The 12,118-nt window shown below is 57.7% G+C and carries 15 protein-coding genes; 6 read left to right on the top strand and 9 right to left on the bottom strand.

Going from position 1 to position 12,118, the window contains the following annotated elements; genetic code table 11:
* Positions 1 to 237: 237 nt before the first annotated feature.
* Positions 238 to 552 (top strand): hypothetical protein, encoded by a 315-nt coding sequence (locus ACVWXD_RS05435; protein ID WP_081797709.1) that lies wholly within the window; start codon positions 238 to 240, stop codon positions 550 to 552.
* A gap of 289 nt (positions 553 to 841) precedes the next feature.
* A complete protein-coding gene (locus ACVWXD_RS05430) occupies positions 842 to 1,054 on the top strand; it encodes a cold-shock protein (protein WP_003234260.1) in 213 nt (70 codons plus the stop codon).
* Positions 1,055 to 1,122: 68 nt separating this feature from the next.
* On the opposite strand, the gene ACVWXD_RS05425 is transcribed toward ACVWXD_RS05430, so the two are convergent.
* A complete protein-coding gene (locus ACVWXD_RS05425) occupies positions 1,123 to 1,443 on the bottom strand; it encodes an I78 family peptidase inhibitor (RefSeq protein WP_032886976.1) in 321 nt (106 codons plus the stop codon).
* A gap of 143 nt (positions 1,444 to 1,586) precedes the next feature.
* Positions 1,587 to 1,892, bottom strand: coding sequence for a hypothetical protein (locus tag ACVWXD_RS05420; RefSeq protein ID WP_032886977.1), 306 nt, complete (start codon positions 1,890 to 1,892; stop codon positions 1,587 to 1,589).
* 154 nt (positions 1,893 to 2,046) lie between these two features.
* Here ACVWXD_RS05420 and ACVWXD_RS05415 point away from each other — a divergent pair, with 154 nt between their 5' ends.
* Positions 2,047 to 2,259, top strand: coding sequence for a hypothetical protein (locus ACVWXD_RS05415; protein WP_032886978.1), 213 nt, complete (start codon positions 2,047 to 2,049; stop codon positions 2,257 to 2,259).
* A gap of 33 nt (positions 2,260 to 2,292) precedes the next feature.
* Here ACVWXD_RS05415 and ACVWXD_RS05410 read toward each other — a convergent pair whose 3' ends face one another.
* From ACVWXD_RS05410 to ACVWXD_RS05380, 7 genes are read right to left on the bottom strand one after another with little or no spacing between them, the layout of a single operon-like run.
* Complete coding sequence (locus ACVWXD_RS05410) at positions 2,293 to 3,321, bottom strand: nucleoside hydrolase (protein WP_032886980.1); 1,029 nt, start codon at positions 3,319 to 3,321, stop codon at positions 2,293 to 2,295.
* Positions 3,322 to 3,347: 26 nt separating this feature from the next.
* Complete coding sequence (rbsD, locus tag ACVWXD_RS05405) at positions 3,348 to 3,752, bottom strand: D-ribose pyranase (protein WP_032886981.1); 405 nt, start codon at positions 3,750 to 3,752, stop codon at positions 3,348 to 3,350.
* The gene (rbsK, locus tag ACVWXD_RS05400) at positions 3,749 to 4,666 is read right to left on the bottom strand and encodes a ribokinase (protein WP_260366422.1); all 918 of its coding nucleotides are present in this window, start codon (positions 4,664 to 4,666) and stop codon (positions 3,749 to 3,751) included. The genes rbsD and rbsK overlap by 4 nt, the downstream gene beginning before the upstream one ends.
* A gap of 23 nt (positions 4,667 to 4,689) precedes the next feature.
* Positions 4,690 to 5,712 (bottom strand): LacI family DNA-binding transcriptional regulator, encoded by a 1,023-nt coding sequence (locus tag ACVWXD_RS05395; RefSeq protein WP_032886984.1) that lies wholly within the window; start codon positions 5,710 to 5,712, stop codon positions 4,690 to 4,692.
* 3 nt (positions 5,713 to 5,715) lie between these two features.
* Positions 5,716 to 6,693, bottom strand: a complete 978-nt coding sequence (locus ACVWXD_RS05390) for an ABC transporter permease (RefSeq protein WP_401384102.1) — start codon at positions 6,691 to 6,693, stop codon at positions 5,716 to 5,718.
* Positions 6,690 to 8,243, bottom strand: a complete 1,554-nt coding sequence (locus tag ACVWXD_RS05385) for a sugar ABC transporter ATP-binding protein (protein WP_095185576.1) — start codon at positions 8,241 to 8,243, stop codon at positions 6,690 to 6,692. Before ACVWXD_RS05385 ends, ACVWXD_RS05390 begins: the two co-directional genes overlap by 4 nt.
* Before the next feature lie 57 nt (positions 8,244 to 8,300).
* On the bottom strand, positions 8,301 to 9,260 hold the full coding sequence (locus tag ACVWXD_RS05380) for a sugar ABC transporter substrate-binding protein (RefSeq protein ID WP_032886989.1): 960 nt from the start codon (positions 9,258 to 9,260) through the stop codon (positions 8,301 to 8,303).
* A 553-nt stretch (positions 9,261 to 9,813) separates the two neighbouring features.
* Here ACVWXD_RS05380 and ACVWXD_RS05375 point away from each other — a divergent pair.
* The 3 genes from ACVWXD_RS05375 to ACVWXD_RS05365 all read left to right on the top strand — a co-directional run bounded on the left by ACVWXD_RS05375 (position 9,814) and on the right by ACVWXD_RS05365 (position 12,104).
* Positions 9,814 to 10,902: an asparaginase gene (locus ACVWXD_RS05375; protein WP_032886990.1), complete on the top strand. Its 1,089-nt coding sequence runs from the start codon at positions 9,814 to 9,816 to the stop codon at positions 10,900 to 10,902.
* A 256-nt stretch (positions 10,903 to 11,158) separates the two neighbouring features.
* The gene (locus ACVWXD_RS05370) at positions 11,159 to 11,410 is read left to right on the top strand and encodes a DUF1654 domain-containing protein (protein ID WP_095185575.1); all 252 of its coding nucleotides are present in this window, start codon (positions 11,159 to 11,161) and stop codon (positions 11,408 to 11,410) included.
* Between the two features lie 4 nt (positions 11,411 to 11,414).
* Complete coding sequence (locus tag ACVWXD_RS05365) at positions 11,415 to 12,104, top strand: endonuclease I family protein (protein WP_122680531.1); 690 nt, start codon at positions 11,415 to 11,417, stop codon at positions 12,102 to 12,104.
* The last annotated feature ends 14 nt before the right edge of the window (positions 12,105 to 12,118 follow it).

The raw sequence follows: 12,118 nt of genomic DNA, 5'->3' as shown, positions 1-12,118 counted from the left end.
CCGATAATCGAACCAGAGTGACTGGAGTGAACAAAAAGAACATGGCGAGGCGGCAAATGGCGCGCCCGGGAATAGCCAGGAGAGCGATGCTAGCACAGATGAACGGTCATCGCGCCGGCGCCAGGCCAGGTAACTACTAATTCCAGCCTTTATAGCTGCAAAACGGAACTTGAGCTGTACGCACTACCTCAAACCCACTGAGAATCGCTGTTTGTCCTCGACCCAAAGGAGCATCCCATGATGCGTTTTACTTCTACCCTCGCTCTCGCCGCTACCCTGAGCCTCCTTTCCATCGGCGCGCAGGCTGCTGCGCCCTCCAATTGGCCGGCCGGTGCCCGTGACAGTTTCATCAACGACTGCAGCGCGGCCGCCAGCCAGAACGTTGACGTCAAAACGGCCAAAGCCCACTGCGAATGTGGCGCCGACAAGATCAACGCCGAATTGAGCAGTTCCGAAATCAAGGAATTGATGACCAATCCGAACGCCAGCGCACCACTTAAAAACAAAGCGGTGGCTGCAATTTCATCCTGCAAAGTCGTGAAGAAAAAGTAAGATCGGCGCCAGATCAGACGGCCGCTCTGCTGGAAAAATCGCCCGAAAACTGCCATTTCTCACAAATTACGCAGCTTTTACGGCTTTTTTTAACAGCTGATATTTCGCGCCAAAGCCCCGTAGACCGGGGCTTTCAGCCGACCTAAGCACTAAATGCAACGCTATTGATTGGCAAACAATGCCTTGGGGGGGCTCCCAAGCCGAACATTTCGACTATGATAGCCCGGTGTGCCCAGTTGGCCTGAGCAGCACAGCACTACTGAAAATATATGTTTCTTGGAGATACACCATGTCTAATCGCCAAACCGGCACCGTTAAATGGTTCAACGATGAAAAAGGCTTCGGCTTCATCACTCCTCAAGGTGGCGGTGACGACCTGTTCGTACACTTCAAAGCTATCGAAAGCGACGGTTTCAAAAGCCTGAAAGAAGGCCAAACCGTTTCCTTCGTGGCTGAGAAAGGCCAAAAGGGTATGCAAGCTGCACAGGTTCGCGGCGAGTAATTCTCCGCTGAGCTAAAAAAACCCCGTCCATGTGGCGGGGTTTTTTATGGGCGCTGCAAAAGCAGCGATCAGCCGCAATTGACGCGAGTGATCACCAAGTTGTCGTCAGCGTTTAGGTTCAAGCGGTCGGAGCGGTATTCCAAAGTGATCATATCGTTGGGCTTGAGGATGCGAGCATTCTGCGCACCGGCACGGGCCCGGGCTTGCTCCAGCAACTGAGGCGAAGCTTTCTGGCCGATTGTGAACTCGGCAGCCTTTGACTCACAGCGGCTATGACCTGCATCGGTCACTGCGGCGTCTTTGGCTGGCTCAGAGGTACCCGGGGTGCTGCAACCCGCCAACGCGAGTGCTGCCAACAAAGTACCGAATGATGCGAGCTTCCAAGGCATGAAGCCTCCTATTGAAAAAATGAACAGAGATCGTGCGACAACCGCCTTGCAGATTGGTTTCAAGACGTAAATCGCCGTCGGGCAAGTCTGCCTGACTATCAGCAGGCATTCGCCCGATCAATCGTGACCAGATATGAACATAATCAGTAGATGTCGATGTAGTCAAAAGGTGGCTTGGGCCAGTTTTGCTTCAGCGCGTTGAAAACCTGTGTGACCCAGACCTCGTCGCTGGCAGCGACATTTCCGACGTAACCGGAGCCCTTTGCCCAGGTCTCAAGACGAAACAACAGGCCATCTATGTCAGTGCCCCCGACTACCCCAGATGATAGGTAGGCGATACCGGCCTTAGTCACACGCAATTGAGTATGTTCGTCATCACTGGCACTGGCGATCAATTGGCGCACGGCGGCCAGGGTGAGATTCTCGGGGTCATTCAAATCGATCTGCACGCGGTATTCCCCGGCAATTAAACAGGAGCACAGTGTCGCACAGCACTTGCTTCATGCCTAAGTAGCAGTGCCAAACGCCGCGCAAAATGCTTAACTGCGCCCGGTAAAACCGCGCCCCAGCGCATTACCCAGTATTTCAGCTCGTGAGACTTCCATGACCACCGTAACGCTCCAAGCCGACATCAAAGCCAAGTGGCCCCAAGGACAAAGCTCCTACAGCCCCGGAAGCCCAGAGGAACTGGCAATCATCGGTATAGACCTGCTGGTCAAGGAACTCGGCACTCAGGCGGCACAAGCCTTCATTGGCCAGGTATTCGAGAAATACCCGGCCGATCACATGGGGGCACACAACCCCGAGCGCGAATAAGAACCGGCCGACGAACGTCGACCGGCAATCGATTTACTTCAGCCGCGCAAGGCGCTCAGTCAGCAGATCGAAGAAGCCCTGAGCGTCGCCGTTCTCAACCCAGAACGCATTCTTTGGTTGTTTCAGACCGTCGTACCAATCGACGATGGTCTGCCCGAATGTCGGGCCTTCACGGCTGTCCACCACCACATTGACCTCGCGACCACTGAACAGCGAAGGCTTGAGCAGGTACGCAACAACGGTGGCGTCATGTACCGGGCCGCCCGGGATGCCATAGTGCTCCATATCGCCTTTGACGTATTCGTTGAGAATATCGCCGACGACCTTGCTGGCGTTGTTCTTGAGGTCGGCAATCTTTTTCAGACGCGCCTCACTGGTCAGTACCTTGTGGGTCACATCCAGCGGCAGGTAAGTCAGCTTGACGCCACTCTTGAGCACGATCTCTGCAGCAATCGGATCGGCGAACAGGTTGAACTCGGCAACCGGCGTGATATTGCCTCCATTGAAGTGCGCGCCGCCCATCACTACCACTTCTTTGATGCCCTGGGTGATTTCCGGATCCTGAGTCAGTGCCAGCGCCAGGTTGGTCTGCGGACCCAGCATGGCGATAGTGATGCTGTGAGGCTTGGCAGCACGAAGGGTCTTGATCAGGTAATCAACGGCATTGCCTTCGGCCAGGCCCTTTTTAGGCTCATGCACGGTGACGCCGGAAATGCCCTCCTTGCCATGGATGTTTTCGGCATAGATCGGTTTGCGCAGCATCGGCGCTGGTGCACCGGCGTAGACCGGAATGTCCTCACGCCCCGCCCACTCGCGGGCCAGGCGCGCGTTACGCGAGGTCTTGTCCAGGCGCACGTTACCGGCGACGGTGGTCAGCGCACGGATGTTCAATTCGTCCGGGGAAGCCATGGCGAAGAGCAAGGCCACTACATCGTCGGCACCTGGGTCAGTGTCGATGATGAGGTCGATTTTTTCCGCCGCGTGGGCGCTTGCAGCAGTGAGCGCGGACAAAAGCAGGACACTCCGAAACAGATTTCTCAGGATTGGAAGACCACGTTGCATAAAACACTCCTTGTCGTTGGGGAACTCTAGAACGTTACGCCGGACACCAGCGCGATATTGCAGTAAGGCTGGCATTCGCCGGTGCGCACAACCGCGCGCGCCTGGCGACTCAGTTGCTTGAACGCTTCATGACTGAGCAGACGTCGCTCGCCGAGGGCGGCCTGTTCACTCAGCACGTTCAACTGCGCCAGCGCAGGTGGCTGCTTGAGCAGGATTTCTTCCGCCAGCACGTGGCTTTCCACCTGCATCTCACTGAGCACGATACGCAAAGTGCTGATGAAATCAGGAATACCTTTTGTAAGCGCCAGGTCGATCAACTCGACGCCGGGCGGCACCGGCAAACCAGCATCGCCGATCACCAGAATGTCGCCATGGCCCAGGGAAGCTATCAGCCGCGACAGAGCGATATTGAGCAGAGGGGTCTTTTTCATAAAGGTACAAAACCTTGAACGTCATGCAGCGTAGGAATGGAAGGTTGCGCACCCGCACGTGTGACTGACAATGCTGCAGCGACCTGACCAAAACGTATGGCCTCGGCTTCGCTTTTACCGCTGGCAAGGGCCGCCGCAAAACCACCGACAAAGGTATCGCCGGCAGCCGTGGTATCCAACGCCTTGACCTTGGGCGCCACCAAGTGCTCAAAGCCACTGCTATCCGCAAACAATGCACCTTGGGCGCCCAGAGTGATGATGACTTTGCCGGCACCGGCTTTAATCAGTTGCGTGGCAGCCACTTTGGCACTGTCCAGAGAGTCGACTGTCACACCGCTCAATGCGGTGGCCTCGCTTTCGTTGGGAATCAGATAATCGACCGAGGCATACCACTCGGCGGGCAACGGTGCGCTGGCCGGCGCAGGGTTGAGGATCACGGTCTTGCCCAGTTCACGACCGCGCTTGAGCGCATAGGCCACGGTAGCCATCGGCACTTCCAGCTGGCAGATGATCACATCGGCGGCCTGCAGCACCGCATCAGACGCCTGCAGTGACGCGGGCGTCAGCTCGCCGTTGCTGCCGGCAACAATCACAATCGCATTCTGGCTGCTGTCATCCACCACGATCAACGCCACGCCACTGGAACCGTCCACGGTACTGACGGCCTGGCAATCGATACCTTCCACCAGCAATGCGTCACGCAACTCAGTGCCGTAGGCATCGGTGCCGACACAGCCAATCATCGCCACACTCGCACCCAGTCGCGCCGATGCAACGGCCTGGTTGGCACCCTTGCCGCCCGGCACCGTGGAAAAAGTTTGGCCAATCAGGGTCTCACCGGCACGGGGCAGCCGGCTGGCGCGGGTGACCAGATCCATGTTCAAGCTGCCTACTACCACTACTTTTGCTGGCATACATCAGTACTCATCAATTCGGTTCAGCGGTATTGCGCGAACACACCGGCGACGGGCGCCGTCGACTCGCGCAATACGATGCTCGGCGTCACGATGCGTTGATCGATCGGCAGTTGGGGTGTTGCAATTCGTCGCAGTAAAAGCTCGGCGGCCGTCTCGCCCAGTTGCAGGATCGACTGGCCGACCGTGGTCAGGGCCGGGTACACATAGCGGCCCATTTGAATATCATCAAATCCGATCACCGACAGCTCGCCGGGCACGCGGATATTACGCTCAGCTGCAGCACGCAATACGCCGAAGCCGATCATGTCGTTACTGGCAAAAATCGCGCTGGGCGGGTTCTGCGCCAGCAATTGCACGGCAGCAGCATAACCGCCGGTGCTGGTGAAGTCGCTTTCCCGGGTGCGATTGGGCGCAACGTCCACACCGGCCTCGCGGAGCGCGCGCTGGTATCCCGCCAGGCGCATTTGCGCGACACGGGTGTGGGCCGGGCCGCCGATACAGGCGATGTCCCGATGCCCCAGCTCAAGCAAATGCCGGGTCGCCAGGTAGGCGCCCTCTTCATGATCGATGCGCACCAGATCGACATCAATGCCGTCCAGCGCCCGGTCGACAATCACCATGGGCGTGCGCACCGCGCTCAACCCAGCGGCGAGGCCGCTGTCATCACCACCCACCGAGGTCACGATCAAGCCGTCGATGCGCTTTTCCAACAACACCCGCAAATAGCTGCGCTGTTTTTCAGCATTGTCGTCGGAGTTGCAGAGGATCACGCAGTAGCCGTTACGCTCGCAGTAATCCTCGATGCCTCGTGCCAGCTCCGCGAAATACGGGTTGAGGCTGTTGGGTACCAGCAAACCGATGGTGGCCGTGGTCTTGGCCTTGAGCGAGCGCGCGACGGCGCTGGGCACATAGTCGAGCTGCTTGATGGCCGCTTCGACCTTGACCCGTACCGGCTCACTCACTGGGCGCGTCTTGTTCACCACATGGGACACGGTGGTGTAGGAAATTCCTGCAAGCGCCGCCACATCCTTGATCGTTGCCATGGTTCAGCCCCGCCGACTAGCACGTTGGCTGCGGTACGTATCGAGAACCACGGCAATCACGATCACAGCACCGGTGATGATGCGCTTCGTGGGCTCCGTGGCGCCGATCTGTGCCAGGCCAGCGGCCAATACCGAGATAATCAACACGCCAAAGAAGGTACTGATTACCGAACCGCGCCCGCCCATCAGGCTGGTGCCGCCGATCACCACCGCGGCGATCACTTGCAGCTCCAGACCGGAGCCAGCGTTCGGGTCCGCTGCTTCCAAACGCGAGATCTGGAATAACGCCGCGACACCGGCCAGCAGGCCCATGAGACTGAACACCAGAATCTTGTAAGGCTTGGGATTGATACCGGCCAGGCGCACGGCCTCTTCGTTGGTGCCGATACCGATCAGGTAACGACCGAACACGGTGCGGGTCAATACTAGCTGCGCAGCGATGATCACCAGCAAGGCAATGATGAACGACGGCGAGATACCAAACGCAATCGGGTTGGACAGCCAGGCAAACGAATCACCGATGTAGGCGGTGCGCGAACCGGTCATTTGGTACGCAACGCCCCGCGCCATTTCCAACACACCGAGGGACACGATAAACGACGGGATCCGCCAGGCCACGGTGATCGAGCCGGTGATGGTGCCGGCCAACGCGGCGCAGCCCATGCCGAGCAGAGCGGCCGGCAACACGCTCCAGCCCCACCCAAGAATCGCCACGCTGACTGCCGACGCCGCCAGGGCCAGCACCGAGCCCACCGACAAGTCGATACCGCCGATGATCAGGATGAACGTCATGCCCACCGCCAGCACCATCAGGTCCGGGATCTGGTTGGCCAGGGTGCTGAAGGTGTCATAGGACAGGAAGTGGTCACTGAGCACCGAAAACAGCGTAATCATCGCGAGCAAGGCGCCCGCTAGCCCCAGGTAGGTGCCCAGTCCGTAGAAGTTGCCGCCCGCTTTACCGGAGGTAGTTGTGGTTTTCATGGGGTATCCCTAAGCACTGCGTCATTGAGCAGCGCATCACGTTTCTGATAGCCGGCAAAGGCGGCCGCGAGCAATTCGTCCTGGGTCCAGCTGTCACGCTCAAAGGTCTCGATCAGACGCCCGGCAGACAGTACGCCGATGCGGTCGCAGATCAGCATGAGCTCACGCAGGTCGCTCGATACCACCACCAGCGCTTTGCCCTGGCGGGTCAATTCGCCGAGCAAGGCATAAATGTCGAACTTGGCACCCACATCAATTCCGCGGGTGGGTTCGTCGAACAACATCACCGAGCAGTCGCGCTCCAGCCAGCGGCCAATCACCACTTTCTGCTGATTGCCGCCGGACAGTTCCGACACCAGTTGCGCCGGGCTGGAACTGCGGATGCGCATGGCGTCGATCTGGCGCTTGGCCAACGCGGTTTCATCGCGGCTGTTTACCACGCCGCCGCCAGAGATTTCCGGCATGTTGCCCAGGGCAATATTGGCACTGATGGACTGAGTCAGCAGCAGGCCTTCACCCTTGCGATCTTCAGTGATCAGGGCGATACCATGCCCTACTGCATCCACGGGAGAGCGAATGCTCACCACCTTAGCCGGTGAGCCCAGGGCCACGGTGCCGCTGTCGGCCAGATCGGCACCAAAGATCAGACGCAGCAATTCGGTACGGCCAGCGCCGATCAGGCCGGAAATGCCATAGATCTCGCCGGCACGCACTTCAAAGGACACGTCACGGACTTTGTCCGAGCGGCTCAGGCCTTTCACAGTTAGGGCCGGGCCGCCGATGCTGCGCGGCCCCAGGTCGATGTGTTCACCCAGCTCGCGCCCCACCATCAAGGTGACCAATTGCTCACTGTTGTAATTGGCCATCGGTTCGACGCAGACCAGCTTGCCGTCGCGCAATACCGCAATGCGCTGGGCAACACGGGCCAACTCTTCCAGCCGGTGCGAAATGTAAATAATCGCCACGCCCCGGGCCTGAAGGCGGGTGATTTGCTCAAACAGCATCTCGACTTCACGCGCGGTGAGCATGGCCGTGGGTTCGTCGAGGATCAGTACATGGCAGTCGCCAATCAAGTTACGGGCGATCTCAACCATTTGCTGGTGACCGATGCCCAGGCTGCCGACCAGCGTGTCAGGGTCGATGGCGTCCAGGCCAACTTGGGCCATGGCCTCGATCGCGGCTTTGCGCAGTTGCTTGCGGCTGATCCAGCCACAGTGGCTGGGCAGGTTATCCAGGAACAGATTTTCGGCCACGGTCAGCGTCGGCAGCAGGTTGAGTTCCTGCATGACCATGCGCACACCCAACGCTTCAGCCTGGGTACGGCTGGCAGGACAGTAATCCTGACCATTGAATTGCATGTGCCCGGTGGTCGGCGTGACCAGCCCGCCGATGATCTTGGACAGGGTGCTTTTGCCTGCACCATTCTCGCCGGTCAGCGCCAGCACTTCCCCACGGTTGAGCGTGAGGGTGATGTCGGACAGAACCGGTTGGGCATAGGTCTTACCGATACCGCTGACCGAGAGGACAGCGTTCGGGGCGGAAGATGACATAGGAAAATCTCCAGGCGCCCGCTCAGGACGAGCGGGCGCTGTTGGGTGCCGCCAGAATTACTTCTTGAGGACGAGTTCGACCGGGGTTTCGATCACGCCGTCTTTGGCATCGACTTTCTCACCCTTGACCAGCTTAAGGGCGTTCTGGATACCGAATACCGCTTGCTGGGCAGCTGCCTGGTCGGCGGTAGCCAGTACGCGGCCGTCCTGCAACATCGGCTTGATCGCTTCGATATTGTCGTAACCCACGACCATTACCTTGCCCGCCTTGCCTGCCGCACGCACCGCGGAGACAGCGCCCAGGGCCATGTTATCGTTACCGGCCAACAAGGCCTTGAGGTCCGGGTATTCGCTCAGCATGGCCGAGGCGACTTTCTGGCCCTGGTCGATTTCCCAGTTGCCGGATTGAGTGGAAACGATCTTCATACCGGCAGCGTCCATCGCATCTTTGTAGCCGGCGGTGCGCTGTTGGGCGTTGGTGGTAGTCGGTACGCCTTCGATGATGCCGACTTTGTCACCTGCTGCCAGTTGCTTGGCCAGGTAGTCGCCCACGAGCTTGGAGCCCTTGCGGTTGTCGGGGCCAACGAAGGGAATATCGAGATTTTTGCTTTTCAGTACACCGGGGTCCAGGCGGTTGTCGATGTTGACGACCTTGATACCGGCGTCGGAGGCTTTCTTCAGTACGGTGACCAGTGCCTTGGAGTCAGCAGGCGCGATGACGATGGCGTTAACCTTGGCGAGGATCATTTGGTTGACGATATCGATCTGCGCGCTGGTATCAGTTTCGTTCTTGATGCCGTTGGTGATCATGTCGAAATCGGCGGCATGGTCTTTCTGGTAAGCCTTGGCACCGTCCTGCATGGTGACGAAGAATTCATTGGCGAGAGATTTCATCACCAGGCCGACCTTGGGTTTGGCGGCGGCGTCGTCAGCAAAGGCAGAGGACAGAGGTAAAGCGGCGGATGCGGCAGCAAGCACAGCGACAGCAAGAAGACGTCCAGCGAATGGCAGCTTCATGGGTTCACTCCGATCTTATGATTATTGTAAGCAACGCTTGCACCGAAGAGTCCTTCGGCAGCCATCCCACACGGGTGGCTGATACGATCTTTCAGAGCACTCAGGGAGCACCGTGTGAAACATCTCGCAAACGTTTGCGTTAATCAAACTATGAGAACCTTGTCGAGATTTGTCAACGGTAGAACACAGCCTTTCATCTAAGGCCTCTAGCCTCTGTCCTCCCGTCCAGCGAAAGGACGTTATTAAACATTCCCTCCAACGCTTCGTTCTCTGAAACGACAGACCTCTTCATGCGACTCAGTATTTCCCGATGATCATCTTCGGACAACCGAACGCAATCATGCAGCGTGTTCGGAAAGCCGGACAGACGCATTGCGGGACCTGCCATAATAACGACAATTATTGTTATAAATCAGATAGTTAATTTATATCCAAGAACTTAATCAGCCTGGTACAAATCCTGCTCCTACCCAGCACCTCGTGGCATTCAGAACCGCCCGGGCGCTCTAGATGAACCTGCTACAGCACTCATCAAAAACCAGAGAGAAAAACAATGAAATCTGCACTGAAGAACTTTGTTCCGGGCGCGTTAGCCCTTCTGCTGCTGTTCCCTGTTGCCGCTCAGGCAAAGGAAGTTGAATCCAAGACCAAACTGGCCAACGTGGTAATTCTCGCCACCGGTGGCACCATTGCCGGCGCTGGCGCCAGTGCGGCCAACAGCGCTACCTACCAGGCGGCCAAAGTCGGTATCGAGCAATTGATCGCCGGTGTTCCTGAACTTAGCCAGATTGCCAATGTGCGTGGCGAGCAAGTGATGCAAATTGCATCCGAAAGCATCAACAACGAGAACCTGCTGCAACTGGGTCGGCGCGTCGCGGAACTGGCTGACAACAAAGACGTGGATGGCATCGTAATCACTCACGGTACCGACACCCTGGAAGAGACCGCCTATTTCCTGAACCTGGTGGAAAAAACTGACAAGCCAATCGTGGTAGTTGGTTCCATGCGCCCAGGCACCGCCATGTCGGCCGACGGCATGCTCAACCTCTACAACGCCGTGGCTGTAGCCGGCAGCAAGGACGCGCGCGGTAAAGGGGTGCTGGTGACCATGAACGACGAGATCCAATCGGGTCGCGACGTAAGCAAGATGATCAATATCAAGACCGAAGCCTTCAAGAGCCCATGGGGCCCAATGGGCATGGTGGTTGAAGGCAAATCCTACTGGTTCCGCCTGCCTGCCAAGCGCCACACCATGGATTCGGAATTCGACATCAAGAACATCAAAAGCCTGCCGGACGTCGAAATCGCCTACGGCTACGGCAACGTAAGCGACACAGCCTACAAAGCCCTGGCCCAGGCTGGTGCCAAAGCAATCATCCACGCGGGTACTGGCAATGGCTCGGTATCTTCCAAAGTGGTGCCTGCCCTGGTGGAACTGCGCAAGCAAGGCGTGCAGATCATTCGCTCCTCCCACGTGAATGCCGGCGGCATGGTGTTGCGTAACGCTGAACAGCCTGACGACAAATACGACTGGGTTGCTGCCCTCGACCTGAACCCGCAGAAAGCGCGGATTCTGGCAATGGTTGCCCTGACCAAGACCCAAGACAGCAAAGAGCTTCAACGGATTTTCTGGGAATATTGATTCCTGACTGAACCCTGTATGTGGCGAGGGAGCTTGCTCCCGCTCATGTACGCAGCGCCCGAAAGCTTCTTTTGGGGCCGCTTCGCGGACCAGCGGGAACAACTTCCCTCGCCACAACAACCTACCTATCCCTCTCCCCCCGCCCTACACCCAACCCCCTAACTCGCCGCCAGACGAATCTCTTAAATTTTAAGCAGTTGCGAAATTGCCCACACTTAAATACTGTATGCACGTACAGCTTATTAAGGAATGCTCCGTGGCAAAGTCATCTTCCGCAGTACCTACCCCGCCCGATGCCTACACACGCCTGGCCATTCGCGTGCAAAAAATCATCAACTCCACCAATGCCCAAAAAGCCAAGGCAGCCCTGATCTTCCGCTTGCCGGAGGAACCAGAGGACGATTGGCAGCGCTTGTTGGAGGAGATTGCGGAGAACGACAACGTCACCCTAGCCTACCGGGATGACGGTGGCGTGCAGATTTTCTGGGTTGTGCCGAAGGAAGATTGATTGAATGAGTGCCCGTTTTATTGCTGTGTGTTGCCTGTTTTTTGCCGTTACCGCTCACGCTCAGGCGCCCCGAACCTTCAGTGAAGCCAAAAAAGTTGCCTGGACACTCTACGCCCCGCAATCCACCGAGTTCTATTGCGGCTGCAAGTACAGCGGCAACCGCGTTGACTTGAAAGCCTGCGGATATATCCCACGCAAAAACGCCAACCGCGCCGCACGCATCGAGTGGGAACACATTGTTCCGGCCTGGCAGATCGGACATCAGCGCCAGTGCTGGCAGAATGGCGGGCGCAAGAACTGCACGCGCCATGATGACGTGTTCAAGCGTGCCGAAGCAGACCTGCACAATTTGGTGCCGAGTATCGGCGAGGTCAATGGAGACCGAAGCAACTTCAGCTTTGGCTGGCTGCCAGTGCAACGCGGGCAGTACGGTTCATGCCTGACCCAAGTGGATTTCAAGGCCAAGAAGGTGATGCCGCGACCTTCCATACGCGGAATGATCGCGCGAACCTACTTCTACATGAGCAAACAATACGGCTTGCGCCTGTCGAAACAGGATCGTCAGTTGTACGAAGCCTGGAACAAAACCTACCCGGTCCAAGCCTGGGAGCGCCAGCGTAACCAGACGGTGGCGTGTGTGATGGGGCGTGGCAATGAGTTTGTCGGCCCGGTCAACCTGAAAGCCTGCGGTTGAAGATGGGCGGCGCT

This window comes from Pseudomonas sp. TE3911 (assembly GCF_054062775.1).
This window is presented reverse-complemented; position numbering and strand designations above follow the sequence as displayed.